This is a genomic window from Streptomyces sp. NPDC055239 (assembly GCF_053606205.1).
This window is the reverse complement of the sequence record NZ_JBSGRD010000019.1, coordinates 1-15,547: the sequence shown is the minus strand read 5'-3', so window position 1 is coordinate 15,547 and position 15,547 is coordinate 1. Positions and strand designations below refer to the sequence as shown.

The following is a 15,547-nucleotide window of genomic DNA, read 5'->3' as shown; positions in this document are numbered from 1 at the left end:
GGGGTGTGAGGAGTGGTCCGTCGGTCGCAGCGTGCGGCGCTCGGCGACTCAGCGCGCGGGCGGGCCCGAGCTCGCGCTGTTGGACGGCGGAGGGCTCGATTCCATTGACGACATGGAGGTGGGCGGCGGGGCGGTGTCCCCCGGGGACGGCGCGGGCCGGGACGGCGCGTTCGCCGGGGGCACCGGCGCCGGATCACCCGGCAGCAGCGTGGCCGCCGCCGCTCCACCGCCTCCCAGGACCAGGCACGCGGCAAGCGCGAACGCGGCGCGCCGACGGCGCTGCGACCTCCTGCCGCGCTCGGCGATCCGCGCGAACGGCGGCGGCCCCGTCTGGGCCTGGCCGCGGTCGGCGGCCTGATGGAACAGCGAGCGCAACGGATCGTGCGGCTCAGGCATCGAAAGCCTCCTCCTCGACGCGCGCGTCCTTGAGGCGGTGGGCGAGTGCGGCTCGCCCACGGAACAGATGTGTCTTGACCGTGCCGCTGGACAGGCCCGTCTCACCGGCGATCTGATCGACGCTCAGATCGCACAGGTAGTGCAGGGTCATCGTGCGGCGCTGCTGGGCGGGCAGGGTGCGCAGCGCGTCGACGAGCACCACCGCCTCCGGGCCGGGGCCCTCGGTGTCCGGCGGTGCGCCGCTGCGCTGCCAGGCATCCGCCGTACGCCGCCCGAAACGCCAGCGGCTCACCGCGAGACGCCAGGCGGTGGTGCGGATCCACGCTTCGGGCTGTCCGTCACGTTCGAGCCGGCGCCGATGCCGCCAGCCCCGCACGAACGCCTCCTGCACGACGTCCTGCGCCTCGTGCAGGTCGCCGAGCATGACGTACAGCTGCCCCGTGAGACGCGTGACCGTCTGCGCATAGAACTTTTCGAACTCCTCGACGGTCAACGGCACTCCTGGATCTCTTTCGCTTCAGTAGGCATACGCCTGCCGGGGCCGATCCGGTTTACATCGACGCAGAGAAAGTGGAGTGACCGTCGTCACGTGCGGCGACACCCACGGAACAGCACTCGCGGAGCAGTACCCGTAGAACAATGTCTTTGGACATACCTATGTGAGGAGAGGTACTCTCCCGTCATGCCCGATCCCAGCGCGTCCGCCCAGGACCTCGACCGTGTGGCCTGTGCGCTCGCGGCGAGCCTGCCCGCGCTGAACCGGGCCCTCGACCGGCATGTGGGCCGGGACTTCGCGCGTCCCAAGCCCCCGGAGGCCCAGCTCGCACTGCTGCGTCTCGTGGCGCAGGAGGAAGGCGCCACCGTCCGCGAGGCCGCCGACGCGCTGCTGATGCGGCCGAACAACGTCAGCGCCCTGGTCTCCCAGCTCACCGAACAGGGCTTGCTGGAACGCCGACAGGACGCGGACGACAAGCGGATCGCGCATCTGTATCTGACCTCCCGCGCCCGGCGTGAGCTGGCCGAGGTCCGGCGCCTCGAGGGTGAACACCTCGCGCGCGCCCTGCAGTTCCTCACCCAGGGCGAGCGCGACGCTCTCGGCTCGGCCGTCGGCGCCCTTGCCTCGCTGACGGGGCAGCTGCACGCCGCGCTCCTCCCGCCCGAGTAGACCCGCTCTCCTCCACGGGGACGATTTCACGGGGACGACTCCGGCCGCGCGCACGGCACCGCCCGCTCTCGACTGAGCCGGGGGCGGTGCCTCTCTCACGTTTCCCGTAACACTCTGCACAGACAAGGCCCCTCCATGCCCTCCACCACCGTGGATCGCTCTCCCCTGCCCGCTCACGCACCACAGGCAACCGGCCGACGCGCCAACCCCTGGCTGACGCTGATCGCCGTCGCGTTCGGCCTCTTCATGGTTCAGCTCGACGCTTCCGTCGTCGCCATCGCCAACCCGGAGATCGGCCGCGCCCTCCAGGCGTCCACCGCGGACCTCCAGTGGGTCACCAACTCCTACCTGCTCGCCCTGGCCGCCTCCCTCATCCTGGGCGGCAAGCTCGGCGACCGCTTCGGGCGCCGCACGTTCTACATCGTCGGCGTCGTCGGGTTCACGCTCGCCTCGGTGGCCATCGGCCTGTCGGGCTCGGTCGACGGCGTCATCGCCTTCCGGGCGGTGCAGGGATTCTTCGGCGGCCTGCTCATGCCCAACACCCTGGGCCTGCTGCGCACCGCCTTCCCGCCACGGAAGTTCGGCATGGCCGTGGGCATCTGGGCCATGGTGTCGGCGGTGTCGACCGCGCTCGGCCCGATCGTCGGCGGGCTGCTCCTGGAGAACGTCTCCTGGGAGTCCGTCTTCTACATCAACGCCCCCATCGGCCTGATCGCCCTGCTGGTCAGCGCCGCCGTACTCCCACAGAGCAAGAGCGACGGCGAGAGCGCCACGGAGTCTCAGCGCTTCGACGTCCTCGGGGTCGTCCTGCTGGCCGTCGCGCTGCTGTGCGTGGTCTTCGGCGTCGTCAAGGGAGAGACCTGGGGCTGGGCCTCTGCGGGCACTCTGGGTTCCGTCGGCGTCGGCGTACTGCTCCTTGTCGCCTTCGGCCGGTACGAGACGCGCGTGCGGCATCCGCTGCTGCCGATGCGGCTCTTCCGCAGCCGGGCGCTGACCACCGGCGCCGTCATCACCGCCCTGAACTTCTTCGTCATGCTCGGCGTGATCTTCTTCGTGATGCTGTACCTGCAGAATGTGCGCGGCTTCTCCCCGGTCGAGGCCGGTGTGCGCACCCTGCCGCTCAGCCTCGCCTCCCTGGTGGCATCGCCGCTTGGCGCGGCGCTCACCGCACGCTTCGGACCGCGCCTCACGATGCCGCTCGGCATGCTCCTCCAGGCCGCTGCCGCGTTCGGCATGCTCACCTGGGACACCGAATCGTCGTACGCCACGATGTGGCCGCCCTTCGTCGCGCTCGGCCTGGGTGTCGGCATGGTCCTTGCCGCGTCCTCCGATGCCATCGTCGGTCAGGCTCCCGTCCAGGACGCGGGTGTGGCCGGTGGGTTGCAGGCCACCGCTCTGCAGATCGGCGGCGCGCTCGGCACCTCCGTCCTCATCTCCCTCATCAGCAGCCGGGTCGGTTCGACGCTGACCGGCGAGCTGACCGGCGCGGGGGTCCCCGAGCCTCTTGCGGTCAGGCTCCATGAGGCCGAGGACGCGGTGGCGATGGGCGCGGCCCCGGTCTCGCCCGACATGTCGGCGGAGGTGAGGGCGGCGGTCGTGGACGGCAGCGGCCAGGCATTCATGAACGGTGTGCACACGGCCGTGACCGTGACCGGGGTGCTCTGCCTGCTCGGCGCCGTCGGTGCGGCGGCGGGTCTGCAGCGGGCGTCCGCCGCGCGGCACTAGGCGGCACTAGGAAGCGCATACAGAACGCGCCGGACCGGCTGGAGTTCCCCAGCCGGTCCGGCGCGTTCCGCGAGCTCTACACCGCGACCTGCACCGCCTTGCCCTTGTCCGCGAACTGCGTGCGGTAGAGCTCCGCGTACCGGCCGTCCACCGCGAGCAGTTCCTCGTGCGTCCCGCGCTCCACGATCCGCCCGGCCTCGACCACGAGGATCTGATCGGCGGAGCGCACCGTCGAGAGCCGGTGCGCGATGACGATCGCGGTGCGGCCCTCAAGGGCTTCGGCGAGGGCTTCCTGCACCGCCGCCTCGGAGGTGTTGTCGAGGTGCGCCGTGGCCTCGTCGAGGATGACCACCCGCTGCCGGGCGAGCAGCAGCCTGGCGATGGTCATCCGCTGGCGCTCACCGCCGGAGAGGCGGTAGCCGCGCTCGCCGACCACCGTGTCAAGACCGTCCGGCAGGGAGCGTACGAGGTCTTCGAGACGGGCCCTGCGCAGGGCGTCCCACAGGTCGTCCTCGGTGGCTGCGGGGCGGGCGAGCAGCAGGTTGGCGCGGATCGACTCGTGGAAGAGGTGGCCGTCCTGGGTGACCATGCCGAGGGTCTGGCGCATGGACGCCGCCGAGAGATCACGGACGTCGACTCCGCCGATGCGTACGGTCCCGCCGTCCGTGTCGTACAGGCGGGGAAGCAGTTGGGCGATCGTCGACTTGCCCGCACCGGACGATCCGACGAGCGCCACGGTCTGGCCCGGTTCGGCGCGGAAGGAGAGGCCGTGCAGGACTTCTTCGCCACCTCGGGTGTCGAGGGACGCGACCTCTTCGAGGGAGGCGAGGGAGACCTTTTCCGCGGACGGGTAGCCGAAGCGGACGTCGTCGAACTCCACCGCCACCGGGCCCGAGGGGACTTCACGTGCGTCGGGCTTCTCGTCGATCAGCGGCTTCAGGTCGAGGACTTCGAAGACCCGCTCGAAGCTGACGAGCGCGCTCATGACCTCGACCCGCGCTCCTGCCAGGGAGGTGAGCGGTGCGTAGAGGCGGGTCAGGAGCAGGGCGAGGGACACGATGGCGCCCGCTTCCAGGGTGCCGTCCAGGGCGAAGTAGCCGCCGAGGCCGTAGACGAGGGCCAGGGCGAGGGCCGAGACCAGCGTGAGCGCGGCGATGAACACGGACTGCGCCATGGCCGTACGGACACCGATGTCCCGCACCCGGCCGGCCCGCGCGGCGAACTCCTCCGACTCGGCGCCCGGACGGCCGAAGAGCTTGATGAGCGTGGCGCCGGGTGCGGAGAAGCGTTCGGTCATGCGCGTGCCCATGGCCGCGTTGTGGTGTGCGGCCTCACGCTGGAGCTTCGCCATCCGGGAGCCCATGCGGCGCGCGGGCACGATGAAGAGGGGGAGCAGGACCAGGGCGAGGAGCGTGATCTGCCAGGAGAGCCTCAGCATCACGGCCAGGGTCAGGAGCAGCGTGACCACGTTGCCGACGACTCCGGAGAGCGTGTTGCTGAACGCGCGCTGGGCGCCGATCACGTCGTTGTTGAGGCGGCTGACGAGCGCGCCGGTGCGGGTACGGGTGAAGAAGGCGACGGGCATGCGCTGTACGTGGTCGAAGACGGCGGTGCGCAGGTCGAGGATCAGCCCCTCCCCCAGGTTCGCCGAGAGCCAGCGGGCGAGCAGTCCGAAGCCCGCCTCGGCGACGGCGATGGCGGCGATGAGCAGGGCGTAACGGACGACGAGCGAGGATTCGCCGTCCGAGACGATCGTGTCCACGACACTGCCCGCGAGGACGGGCGTCGCCACGGCGAGCAGCGCGGTGACGATGCTCAGGAGGACGAAGTAGACGATGCGGCGTTTGTGCGGGCGGGCGAAGGTCCCGATGCGGCGCAAGGTGGCGCGGGCGAAGGGGCGGCTGTCCTGCTCGGCGTGCATGACGCTCTGCAGCTGGGACCAGGCTGTCGTTTCCATGCTCATGAGAAGAACGTAGAACCTCAAGCTTCCTTGAGGTCAAGTGTGGAGAGCCAGGCGCCTACGGGACGTCGAAACAAGAGCCCCGCGCGTCCCTGCCGCATCCCTTGACCCGCATGTACCAGGAACGTACTTTCGCTTCAACTCTTGTGGCCGTCACAGAGGTTGTCGACTTCCTGATGCGAGAAGGCGAACACATGCGAGAGCTACGAAGGCGTACTCTGCTGTCCGCGATCGGCGGCACCGCTGTCGCAGGGGGCGGGTTCACCGCTGCGGGCACCGGGGTCGCCCAGGCCGCGCCGCAGCGACCGAGCCCCCTCAGCCCCCTCGATCCGAAGATCAAGAAGCTGCTCGACCGTATGACTGTCGAAGAGAAGCTGGGGCAGTTGCAGCAGCTCCCGTGGGCCGTCAGCACCGGCCCCGGCGGCAGCGAGACGAAGGACGTCGAGGACGCGGCGCGCGCCGGGCGGCTCGGTTCGGTCCTGAACATCTTCGGTGCCAAGAGCAGCAACGCCCTGCAGCGCATCGCCGTGGAGGAGTCCCGGCTCGGCATTCCGCTGCTCTTCGGACTCGATGTCATCCATGGCCTGTGGACGACGTTCCCGATCCCCCTCGCCCAGGCGTCGAGTTTCGACCCGGAGGTCACCAGACGGGACGCCGAGGTCTCGGCGAAGGAGTCCCGCTCGAACGGCGTGCACTGGACGTTCTCGCCGATGATGGATGTCACGCACGAGCCGCGCTGGGGCCGGATCGCCGAGGGCTGCGGCGAGGACCCGTACCTCACGACGGCGTTCGCCGTGGCCAAGGTGGAGGGTTACCAGGGCGAGAAGGACGACAAGAGCGGGAAGGGGTCGGGGCTCGACGCCAAGGACCGCATCGCCGCCTGCGCCAAGCACTTCGTCGCGTACGGCGGGGCCGAGGGCGGCCGGGACTACAACACGGTCGACGTGTCGGAGTCCCGCCTGCGCAACCACTATCTGCCGCCGTTCAAGGCCGCGTTGGACGCGGGCGTGGCCACGGTGATGGCCTCCTTCAACACCATCAGCGGCGTCCCGGCCCACGGCAACTCCCACACGCTCACCGACGTCCTGTACAAGGAGTGGGGCTTCGACGGCTTCGTCGTCAGCGACTGGAACGGCGTCGACGAGCTCATCGCGCACGGCTTCGCCGAGGACGGCGCCGACGCGGCACGGCTGGCGCTGAACGCGGGCGTCGACATGGAGATGGCGAGCACGCACCTCGCCGAGCAGGGCAAGAAGCTGCTGAGCAGCGGCAGGATCAGCAAGAAGCGCCTCGATGAAGCGGTCACGCGGATTCTGCGCCTGAAGTACGCGCTCGGGCTCTTCGAGAATCCGTACGCCGATGAGGACGACGCCATCGACAAGCCGTCCGCCGATGCCCGCAAGGCCGCCCGTGAGACCGCCGCCCGCTCGATGGTGCTCCTGAAGAACGACGGCAAGGCGCTTCCGCTCAAGAAGTCGGCCGGTTCGATCGCGGTCGTCGGCCCGTTCGGCGACTCCGACGACCTCCTCGGCACATGGACGTTCCCCGGCGCGGCGAAGAACTTCCCCTCGGGAAAGGTCCTCGCCGCGGTGAAGGCCGCGGCTCCGGGGGCGAAGGTGACGTACGCGAAAGGCGTCGACCCGGAGGGCACGGACACCGGCGGCATCCCGGCGGCGGTCGCCGCGGCCAAGAAGGCGGACGTCACCGTCGTCGTGGTCGGTGAACCCCCGGCGATGAGCGGCGAGGCGGCGGCGCGCAGCGACATCAGTCTGCCGGGCGGGCAGGAGGAGCTGATCGAGGCGATCGCCAAGACGGGCAAGCCGTTCGTCGTGGTCCTGGTCAACGGGCGCCCGCTGACCGTCGGCGACTGGCTGAAGTCGGCGCCCGCCGTCCTCGAGGCCTGGCACCCCGGTCTCGAAGCGGGCAACGCGATCGCCGACGTGCTGTTCGGCAAGGTCAATCCGGGCGGCAAGCTGCCCGTCTCGTTCCCGCGCACGGTCGGCCAGATCCCCTGCCACTACAACCACGAGTCGACGGGCCGCCCCTACAACGCGGACAACAAGTACACGTCCAAGTACCTCGACCTGCCCCCGGACCCGCAGTTCGCCTTCGGCCACGGGCTCTCGTACACGGACTTCGAGATCGGTCAGCCGAAGCTCAGCCGCGACCGCGTATCGGCGGGGGCGCTGCGCAAGGGCGACACCCTTGAGGTCTCGGTCACCGTCCGCAACACGGGTGACCGCGCGGGCGACGAGGTCGTCCAGTTGTACGTCCACGACATCGCGGCGAGCATCACGCAGCCGGTACGCAGGCTGCGCGGGTTCCGCCGGGTGACGCTGGAGCCCGGCAAGTCGAGAACGGTCCGCTTCCAGCTCGGCGCCGATGACTTCGGGTTCTGGACGAACGCGGAGAGCGGCGAGTTCCGTGTCGAGGAGGGGGCCGTGGACGTCTACGTCGGCAACAGCTCCGAGGCCAAGGCGAAGAAGAGGCTGACCATCACGTAGCAGTTGTGGAGGGGGTGGGAAGGCCGGGTCCCTGTGGGCCCGGCCCTCGCGTGTCAGCTGCGCATCAGACGCCCTCAGCCGAGTTCGAGCGTCGTCACGCCGAAGACACGTTCCTCGGCCAGCTCCCGCACGGGGCCCGTGTACATACGGGCGGTCGCGAACGTCGGCTTCATGCCGCGCGTCTCGGCAAGGGCCACGGCCTGCGGCTGGGTCTCGGGAACGTCGATGAGGACAGGCGCGCCGTCCGCCTCCGCTGTCAGCGCGTCGAAGAGCTCCTCGGCGTCGGCGCGCGTATCGGCGAACAAGGGCCCGATCCGCAGGGCGCCATGGGCCGGGCGGAGCACGCCGTATCCGGTGATGCGGCCGTCGACGATGCGGGCGAGCGCGCGGTGGCCGGGAGCGGTGAGCCAGGATTCCAGGAAGCGCGGGCGGTCGGCCGGATGGCTCGCGGCGTCGTACGCGGTGATCGCCCGCAGGCCCGCTGCCTCGACCGGCAGGATCTGTGCGGACCTTGCGGCGCCCGGGGGTACGGAGCCCATGTACCGGACGGTGCGGTGAGCCAGCTCGAAGCCCGAGCGGCGGTAGTTGGCCTGCTGTGCGACCACGCCGTCGAGGCCGACGGTGCGGGTTCCCGCGTGGGCGAGGGCCGTCCGCCAGGTGGCGAGGCCGTGTCCGTGGCCGCGCAGATCGGGGCGGACGAGGTAGAAGCCGAGGAAGGCGTACACCTCGTCGTAGTTCACGACCGAGATCGCGGAGACCGGCTCCCCCTCTATGCGGCCGATGAAGAATCCGTCCGGGTCCTGCGCGAAGAAGCACGGGCCGTCCCGCAGGCCCGGGTTCCAGCCCTCGTCCTGCGCCCATCCGCTGACGACCTGCCAGTCGTCGAGCGTCGCCCGCGAGATGGAGAGCCGCCCAGGGACCGAATCCGTCATCGCCACACCCTTCGTACGCCGGAGGGGCCGCCCTCGGAGAAGGGCCGCGCCCCGGTGCGCCCACGATCACCGGCCGCACCGGAACCATCCTTCCCGACTCAAGGTCCCGCTACCCGAGTCATAAGCGCTGCTTTCAGGCGCGCCCAGGTCCGGTATTGAGATGATTTGAGCCCGATATCTGCGGTGCGGGGACTTCCCGGCAGCGGCCCGGGAGGGTGGGCTGCGGGGTCCGGGACCGGCTGTCAGACCATTTCCGGCCCTTTCTCCATCACCTCTGAAAAGAGACCACTTGCGGCCATGGAACAACGCGAAGACGATCGGCGCCGAACGCCATCACGGCGGCCAGGAAAGACCGTTCTTCCAGGAGGCTCAAGTGAACGACCGGCTCGCACTCGGCCCGGATGCCGCACGGCAACTGGCGACGACCACCAAGACCACGCCGCAGATGCGCGGCATCACCCCGCGCTATCTGCTCCGCGCCCTGCCCTGGGTGGACGTCGAGTCGGGCACCTACCGGGTGAACCGCCGCCGGACGTTCGTGCTCGGGGACGACCGGATCACCACCTACGAGGAGAGCGGCTGTCACCGCGTCGTGCCGGGTGACTTACGCGAGGTCTCCTACCTGCGTGACGCCGACGACGCGCTGCTCACAGAGCTGGCCGGCGCCTTCACCGAGGTCACTTTCGAGGCCGGGCAGGTCCTCGCGCAGGAGGGCGACGCCGCCGACCGGCTGTGGGTGGTCGTGCGGGGCAAGGCCGAGAAGCGGGTGACCGGGCGGTACGGCGAGGACGCGCTGCTCGAAGTCATAGGCGACGGGCAGTTCTTCGACCTCGGCGCGTGGACCCGGACCGATGCGATGCCGTACCGCGTCAAGGCGCTCACCCCCGGTGTGGCGCTATGCGCGGACCGCAGCGCGCTCGCGGGGCTCGCCGACCGGGACGAGGCGTTGGGCGGTGCGATCACCGCGTACTGCGCCGGGGGCGCCATGACGCCCGGCGCCGAGGTGCCCGTGGACCTGAGCGCGGGGCATGTCGGGGAGCCTGACCTGCCGGGGACGTTCGTCGACTACGAGGACGCGCCGCGTGAGTACCACATGACGCTCGCCCAGACGGTGCTCCGCGTGCACACAAGGGTCGCCGACCTCTACAACGGGCCCATCGACCAGACCCGCGCACAGTCCAACCTCACCATCGCGGCCCTGCGGGAACGCCAGGAGTCCTCGCTCCTGAACCACCCCGAGCACGGCCTGTTCCACAACGTCTGCGCCGGTCAGCGGGTCCAGGCACGCACCGGTGCGCCCACCCCCGACGATCTGGACGAGCTCCTCACGCGGGTCTGGAAGCAGCCCGGCTTCTTCCTCGCCCACCCCAGAGCGATCGCCGCCTTCGGCCGTGAATGCACGCGGCGGGGCGTGCCCCCGGTGACGGACAACCGCTTCGGCAGCCCGCTCCTGACGTGGCGCGGCGTCCCGCTGCTCCCGTCGGACAAGGTGCCGTTCTCGGGCAGCATGGGCGCTGGAATGGGGACCACCGAGATCCTGCTGATGCGGACGGGCGAGGCCGAGCAGGGTGTGGTGGGCCTTCGTCCCGCCGGTGTCGCGGACGAGGTCGAACCGGGCCTGTCCATGCGGAACATGGGGGTCGACCAGAAGGGCATCACGTCGTACCTGATGACGGCGTACTTCAACACGGCGGTCCTGGTCGAGGACGCCATCGCCGTCCTGCAGAACGTCGAGGTGTCGAACTACCATGACTACTCCTGACGTCACGGCGCGCGGGCCCGGCGTTCCGGATACACCGGATACACCAGATACACCGGGTATGCCGGATGTGACAGCAGTGGTTGCCTCCCCCGGCATGAGCGCGCTCCCGCAGCTCCAACCACCCGGTTTCTCCCCGGAGTCGGCCCGCCGGGACATCCCGATCCTGCACCGCACCGTCAACGGCCACCCCCTCGTCTGGCTCGACAACGGCGCCACCACGCAGAAGCCGCGCCAGGTCATCGAGGCACTCGGCGCCTACTACGGCGCCGTGAACTCCAACATCCACCGGGGCGCGCACACCATGGCGCGCGAGGCGACCCAGATGTACGAGGCGGGGCGGTCCGCGGTCGCGGAGTTCCTCGGGGCCGGGTCGCCGGACGACATCGTCTTCGTACGCGGCACGACCGAGGCCGTCAACCTGGTCGCCCAGAGCTGGGGGCGGGCCAACCTCGGCCCCGGGGACGACATTCTGGTGGCCGTCCTCGAACACCACTCCGACATCGTCCCCTGGCAGCTGATCGCGAAGGAGACCCGGGCCAGGGTCGTCCCGATCCCCCTCACTCCCGAGGGGGCGATCGACCAGGACGCCTACGCCGATCTCCTCTCCTCCCGCACACAGCTCGTCGCCGTCAGCCACGCGTCGAACGTGCTCGGCACCGTGCCACCCGTGAAGGAGATGACCGCCCTCGCCCACCGCTACGGCGCCAAGGTCCTGGTGGACGGGGCGCAGGCCGTCGCGCACTTCCCGGTCGACGTACAGGATCTGGACGCCGACTTCTACGCCTTCTCGGGGCACAAGCTCTTCGCACCGACGGGCATCGGCGCGCTCTACGCGAAGCCGGAGATCCTTCAGTCCATGCGGCCGTGGCAGGGCGGCGGCAACATGATCGAGTCGGTCGGCTTCACACGGACCACGTTCGCGCCGGTCCCGCACCGCCTGGAAGCCGGCACGGGCCACATCGCGGGCGTGGTCGGCCTGCTCGCCGCGCTCAACTGGTTCACGTCCTTCGACCGGGACGCCGTCGCCGCGTACGAGAGCGCACTCATGACGTACGCGCAGCAGGCCCTGTCCACGGTGCCCGGTCTGGAGGTCCTCGGTTCGGCGCCCGAGCGGATCGCGGTCCTCACGTTCACGCTCGCGGGCCAGGACCCGGCAGGCGTCGCGGACTGGCTGGACCGCGACGGCATCGCCATCCGCGCGGGTCATCACTGCGCCCAGCCCGCGCTCGCCCACTACGGCCTGGAGTCGGCGGCCCGCGCGTCGCTCGCGCTCTACAACACGTCCGAGGAGGTGGATCAGCTGGTGACGTCTTTGCGGCGGCTCCAGGAAGCGCCGGAGGAAGCCAGGTAAGGAGGAGGTCGGGTAAGGGGACGGCGCCGGGGGCCCGGTTTCCCGTGGGTCATGGTCGGATAGGCGACGTACATCAACTGAGCTTCGGGAGGCCAGGATGTTCGTCCCGTTCGGGGCCCATGATTTTCTGGACCGCGCCACGACCGTGTACGGGGACCGGGTCGGCATCGTCGACGAGCCGGATCAGCCGGCCGAGCCCTGGCGGGGGCTCACCTACAGGCGCGTGGGTGAGCTGGCCCGGGCCCAGGCCGCCGGTCTCGACGCGCTCGGGGTGCCGCACGGCGCACGCGTCGCGGTGGTCTCGCCCAACAGCGCACGGCTGTTGACGTCGTTCTTCGGCGTCAGCGGCCACGGCCGGGTCCTCGTGCCGGTCAATTTCCGCCTCTCGGCCGAAGAGGTGAGCTACATCGTCGGCCAGTCGGGCGCGAGCGTCCTGCTGGTCGACCCCGAACTGGAGGACCGCCTCTCGGGGGTGGTCTGCAAGCACCGCTTCACGCTCGGGGCACAGGCCGACTCGGAGCTGTACCGGTTCGACACCGAGCCGGAGCCCTGGGAGCCCGACGAGAACGCCACCGCGACCATCAACTTCACCAGCGGAACGACCGCGCGCCCCAAGGGCGTACAGATCACCCACCGCAACATCTGGGTGAACGCCCTGACGTTCGCGCTGCACGCCGGGGTCACGGACCGGGACGTCTATCTGCACACTCTGCCGATGTTCCACGCGAACGGCTGGGGCATGCCGTTCGCCATGTCCGGCATGGGCGCGCGGCACATCGTGCTGCGCAAGGTGGACGGCGCGGAGATCCTGCGCCGCGTCGCCGAACACGGGGTCACGGTCATGTGCGCGGCGCCCGCGGTGGTCAACGCGGTGCTCGCCGCCGCACGTTCATGGGACGGGGAGATCCCGGGCCGGGACCGGGTGCGCATCATCGTCGCGGGAGCTCCGCCGCCCACCAAGACGGTCGAGCAGGTCGAGACCGAGCTGGGCTGGGAGTTCATCCAGATCTACGGACTCACCGAGACCTCTCCCCTGCTCACCATCAACCGCACCCGCGGCGAGTGGGACGAACTGACCTCGCAGCAGCGCGCGGAGAAACTGGTCCAGGCCGGTGCCCCCGCCCTGGGCGTGACGCTGCGTACGTCGGACGAGGGCGAGGTCCTCGCCCGCTCGAACGTGATCCTCGAGGGGTACTGGGAGCAGCCTCAGGAGAGCGCTCAGGCGCTGGAAGGCGGCTGGTTCCACACGGGGGACGGCGGTTCGATCGGCGCGGACGGCCATCTGACGATCAGTGACCGCAAGAAGGACGTCATCATCACCGGCGGTGAGAACGTGTCGTCGATCGAGGTGGAGGACGTGCTGTTCAGCCATGCCGCGGTCGCCGAGGTCGCGGTCATCGGGGTGCCGGACGAGAAGTGGGGCGAGACCATCAAGGCTCTGGTCGTCCTCGCCTCCGGCGCCCATGCCACGGAGGAGGAGCTCATCCGGCACTGCAAGGAGCACCTCGCCGGTTTCAAGGCGCCGACCTCGGTGGAGTTCCGCGACGAACTGGCCCGCACGGCCACCGGGAAACTCCAGAAGTACAAGCTGCGCGACCCCTACTGGGAGGGGCGCGAGCGGGGAGTCAACTGATCCGGAGCACTACCGGTTGATCCGTCCGAAGCGATACCGGAAGCACTACCAGTCGGCGCTCGTGTGCGTCTCGCAGAGCTCGAAGACGGCCTCCCCGGTCTCCGGATCGGACCCGGCCACGGGCCGCACGCGCGCGCCGACCCAGACGAGATGCGGCGAGGCGGCCACGACACGGCAGCGGAACACGAAGCCTTCGGGAAAGCGGACGAGAGACTCGTTGCGTGCGGTCCCCGTGTAGCGGTTGACCACGCTCGACTGTACGACGACGCCCTCGCCGTCGCTCTGTTCGGCCACCAGGTCGCTGGACGCGCACACCGGACACAGCATGCGCCGGAAGGACGCGGTGCCGCACCATCGGCAGCGGTGGTAGATCATGCCGGTTCGCTCGTGCTCTGTCGGCGCGACGCTCAATTCCTGCTGGGACACGTCTCGACCCCCTGCGTTCGGCTCGGATGCGCCGCCGTCGGCGTCGACGCATCCGCACCATATGGCACTGAGTGCCAGAAGGTAAAGGTACTGAGTGCTACTAACTCAGTCCTGGCGCTGCTTCAGTCCTGGCCCTCCTCAGTCCTGGCCGAGGGCCGACTCGACGCGCTGCACCACGCGCCACATGGGCGCGCGCTTGGAGACCACCATGACGACGACATCGTCATCGGCGTCGGCGTCGGCGTCGGCGGCGGCTTCCCCGCCGGTGGCGGCGCTCCCCCAGCCGTTCCGCACGAGCTCGAGCGCATGGTCCACCGCGGTCTCGGCGTCGCCGTCACCGCCCGAACGCAGCCAGGAGCGCAGGGCGTTGTTGTGCGCGGCGACCACGGCGGCGGCGACCACCTCGGCGCGCAGGGAGCCGTCCACGTCCTCGGCGTACCGGCGGCGGAGGTAGCCGGCCATGGTGCGTTCGTAACGGCGCACGACGGAGAGTTCGTACGTGCGGAGGCCTGGCACCTCCTGCGTGAGGCGGTAACGCTGGACGGAGAACTCCGGGTTCGTGGCGTACATGCGCAGCACGATCCGGGCCGCGTCGCACACGGCGTCCACCGGATCATGACCGTCGGCAGCATCGAGGAACGCCGTCATGTCGGCCAGGCAGCTCTCGTGGTCGGGGAAGACCGCGTCCTCTTTTGACGGGAAGTACCGGAAGAAGGAGCGCCGCCCGACCCCTGCCCGCGCCACGATGTCGTCCACCGTGGTCTGCTCGAAGCCCCGCTCCAGGAACAACTGGAACGCCGCCTTGGCGAGCACCTCCCGCATGGGGGCCTTCTTCGCTGGTCCGCGCGCCTCAGTCATGCGGGGAACGTAGCACCGCGAAGGCCTGTATGGCACTACGTACCTTTACAGGGGGTACTGAGTGCCATACGGTCGCCCTAACGAACAACACCAGGTAGGAGAGTCGGCGTGAGCTTGAGGATCGTTGTCACCGTGAAGTACGTGCCCGACGCCACCGGCGACCGGCACTTCGCCGATGACCTGACCGTCGACCGGGATGACGTCGATGGCCTGCTGTCGGAGCTGGACGAGTACGCGGTGGAGCAGGCGTTGCAGATCGCGGACGCGGCCGATGACGCGGAGATCACCGTGTTGACGGTGGGTCCCGAGGACGCCAAGGACGCGTTGCGCAAGGCGCTTTCGATGGGGGCGGACAAGGCCATCCATGTGGAGGACGAGGACCTGCACGGCAGCGACATCATCGGCACCTCGCTGGTGCTCGCGAAGGCGATCGAGAAGGCCGGCTACGACCTGGTGATCTCCGGGATGGCGTCCACGGACGGCACCGCGGGCGTGGTTCCGGCACTGCTCGCCGAGCGTCTGGGGGTCCCGCAGGTCACCCTGCTCTCCGAGGTCTCCGTCGAGGGCGGTGTGGTCAAGGGCCGCCGGGACGGGGACGCCGCCTCCGAGCAGTTGGAGGCCTCGCTGCCCGCGGTGGTGTCGGTCACCGACCAGTCGGGCGAGGCCCGCTACCCCTCCTTCAAGGGCATCATGGCCGCCAAGAAGAAGCCGGTGCAGGCCTGGGACCTCTCCGACCTGGACCTGGAGGCCGAGGAAGTGGGCCTGGAGGGTGCCTGGACGAAGGTCGAGTCGGCCACCGAGCGTCCCGCGCGGACCGCGGGCACGATCGTCAAGG

The 15,547-nt window shown here is 69.9% G+C and carries 13 protein-coding genes; 7 read left to right on the top strand and 6 right to left on the bottom strand.

Annotated features, from left to right (window positions below; all coding sequences use genetic code 11):
* Positions 1-48: 48 nt before the first annotated feature.
* Entirely contained in the window at positions 49-396 is a 348-nt protein-coding gene (locus tag ACWFRJ_RS40300; RefSeq protein WP_453543174.1) for a hypothetical protein, read from the bottom strand.
* Complete coding sequence (locus tag ACWFRJ_RS40295; protein WP_453543171.1) at positions 389-889, bottom strand: SigE family RNA polymerase sigma factor; 501 nt, start codon at positions 887-889, stop codon at positions 389-391. Before ACWFRJ_RS40295 ends, ACWFRJ_RS40300 begins: the two co-directional genes overlap by 8 nt.
* A gap of 189 nt (positions 890-1,078) precedes the next feature.
* Here ACWFRJ_RS40295 and ACWFRJ_RS40290 point away from each other — a divergent pair, with 189 nt between their 5' ends.
* Together ACWFRJ_RS40290 and ACWFRJ_RS40285 are read left to right on the top strand one after the other, a co-directional pair.
* The gene (locus ACWFRJ_RS40290; protein ID WP_453543168.1) at positions 1,079-1,561 is read left to right on the top strand and encodes a MarR family winged helix-turn-helix transcriptional regulator; all 483 of its coding nucleotides are present in this window, start codon (positions 1,079-1,081) and stop codon (positions 1,559-1,561) included.
* A 135-nt stretch (positions 1,562-1,696) separates the two neighbouring features.
* Positions 1,697-3,286, top strand: coding sequence for a DHA2 family efflux MFS transporter permease subunit (locus ACWFRJ_RS40285; RefSeq protein ID WP_453543165.1), 1,590 nt, complete (start codon positions 1,697-1,699; stop codon positions 3,284-3,286).
* Positions 3,287-3,362: 76 nt separating this feature from the next.
* Here ACWFRJ_RS40285 and ACWFRJ_RS40280 read toward each other — a convergent pair whose 3' ends face one another.
* Positions 3,363-5,249, bottom strand: a complete 1,887-nt coding sequence (locus tag ACWFRJ_RS40280; protein WP_453543162.1) for an ABC transporter ATP-binding protein — start codon at positions 5,247-5,249, stop codon at positions 3,363-3,365.
* A gap of 191 nt (positions 5,250-5,440) precedes the next feature.
* Between ACWFRJ_RS40280 and ACWFRJ_RS40275 the strand changes: the two genes are divergently transcribed.
* Positions 5,441-7,750 carry a glycoside hydrolase family 3 N-terminal domain-containing protein gene (locus tag ACWFRJ_RS40275; RefSeq protein ID WP_453543160.1) on the top strand — a complete coding sequence of 770 codons (2,310 nt, stop codon included), beginning with the start codon at positions 5,441-5,443 and terminating at the stop codon, positions 7,748-7,750.
* 74 nt (positions 7,751-7,824) lie between these two features.
* Here the strand turns inward: ACWFRJ_RS40275 and ACWFRJ_RS40270 are convergent, their stop codons facing one another.
* On the bottom strand, positions 7,825-8,682 hold the full coding sequence (locus tag ACWFRJ_RS40270) for a GNAT family N-acetyltransferase (RefSeq protein ID WP_453543157.1): 858 nt from the start codon (positions 8,680-8,682) through the stop codon (positions 7,825-7,827).
* Between the two features lie 373 nt (positions 8,683-9,055).
* Between ACWFRJ_RS40270 and ACWFRJ_RS40265 the strand changes: the two genes are divergently transcribed.
* From ACWFRJ_RS40265 to ACWFRJ_RS40255, 3 genes are all read left to right on the top strand, one after another.
* Entirely contained in the window at positions 9,056-10,444 is a 1,389-nt protein-coding gene (locus ACWFRJ_RS40265) for a family 2B encapsulin nanocompartment shell protein (protein WP_453543434.1), read from the top strand.
* Between the two features lie 94 nt (positions 10,445-10,538).
* Positions 10,539-11,795, top strand: coding sequence for a SufS family cysteine desulfurase (locus ACWFRJ_RS40260; RefSeq protein WP_453543154.1), 1,257 nt, complete (start codon positions 10,539-10,541; stop codon positions 11,793-11,795).
* A 97-nt stretch (positions 11,796-11,892) separates the two neighbouring features.
* Positions 11,893-13,428: an AMP-binding protein gene (locus ACWFRJ_RS40255; RefSeq protein WP_453543151.1), complete on the top strand. Its 1,536-nt coding sequence runs from the start codon at positions 11,893-11,895 to the stop codon at positions 13,426-13,428.
* 45 nt (positions 13,429-13,473) lie between these two features.
* Here the strand turns inward: ACWFRJ_RS40255 and ACWFRJ_RS40250 are convergent, their stop codons facing one another.
* Together ACWFRJ_RS40250 and ACWFRJ_RS40245 are read right to left on the bottom strand one after the other, a co-directional pair.
* Entirely contained in the window at positions 13,474-13,803 is a 330-nt protein-coding gene (locus ACWFRJ_RS40250; RefSeq protein WP_453543432.1) for a Zn-ribbon domain-containing OB-fold protein, read from the bottom strand.
* A 189-nt stretch (positions 13,804-13,992) separates the two neighbouring features.
* Positions 13,993-14,712, bottom strand: coding sequence for a TetR family transcriptional regulator (locus ACWFRJ_RS40245; RefSeq protein WP_453543148.1), 720 nt, complete (start codon positions 14,710-14,712; stop codon positions 13,993-13,995).
* Between the two features lie 108 nt (positions 14,713-14,820).
* Between ACWFRJ_RS40245 and ACWFRJ_RS40240 the strand changes: the two genes are divergently transcribed.
* On the top strand, positions 14,821-15,547 hold a 727-nt coding region (locus tag ACWFRJ_RS40240; protein WP_453543145.1), incomplete at its 3' end, for an electron transfer flavoprotein subunit beta/FixA family protein.

Coding starts and splice junctions, on each gene's coding strand:
- ACWFRJ_RS40245 (WP_453543148.1), bottom strand. CDS start 14,712: ATGACTGAGGCGCGCGGACCAGCGAAGAAGGCCCCCATGCGGGAGGTG.
- ACWFRJ_RS40260 (WP_453543154.1), top strand. CDS start 10,539: ATGAGCGCGCTCCCGCAGCTCCAACCACCCGGTTTCTCCCCGGAGTCG.
- ACWFRJ_RS40280 (WP_453543162.1), bottom strand. CDS start 5,249: ATGAGCATGGAAACGACAGCCTGGTCCCAGCTGCAGAGCGTCATGCAC.
- ACWFRJ_RS40300 (WP_453543174.1), bottom strand. CDS start 396: ATGCCTGAGCCGCACGATCCGTTGCGCTCGCTGTTCCATCAGGCCGCC.
- ACWFRJ_RS40290 (WP_453543168.1), top strand. CDS start 1,079: ATGCCCGATCCCAGCGCGTCCGCCCAGGACCTCGACCGTGTGGCCTGT.
- ACWFRJ_RS40250 (WP_453543432.1), bottom strand. CDS start 13,803: ATGATCTACCACCGCTGCCGATGGTGCGGCACCGCGTCCTTCCGGCGC.
- ACWFRJ_RS40275 (WP_453543160.1), top strand. CDS start 5,441: ATGCGAGAGCTACGAAGGCGTACTCTGCTGTCCGCGATCGGCGGCACC.
- ACWFRJ_RS40270 (WP_453543157.1), bottom strand. CDS start 8,682: ATGACGGATTCGGTCCCTGGGCGGCTCTCCATCTCGCGGGCGACGCTC.
- ACWFRJ_RS40285 (WP_453543165.1), top strand. CDS start 1,697: ATGCCCTCCACCACCGTGGATCGCTCTCCCCTGCCCGCTCACGCACCA.
- ACWFRJ_RS40255 (WP_453543151.1), top strand. CDS start 11,893: ATGTTCGTCCCGTTCGGGGCCCATGATTTTCTGGACCGCGCCACGACC.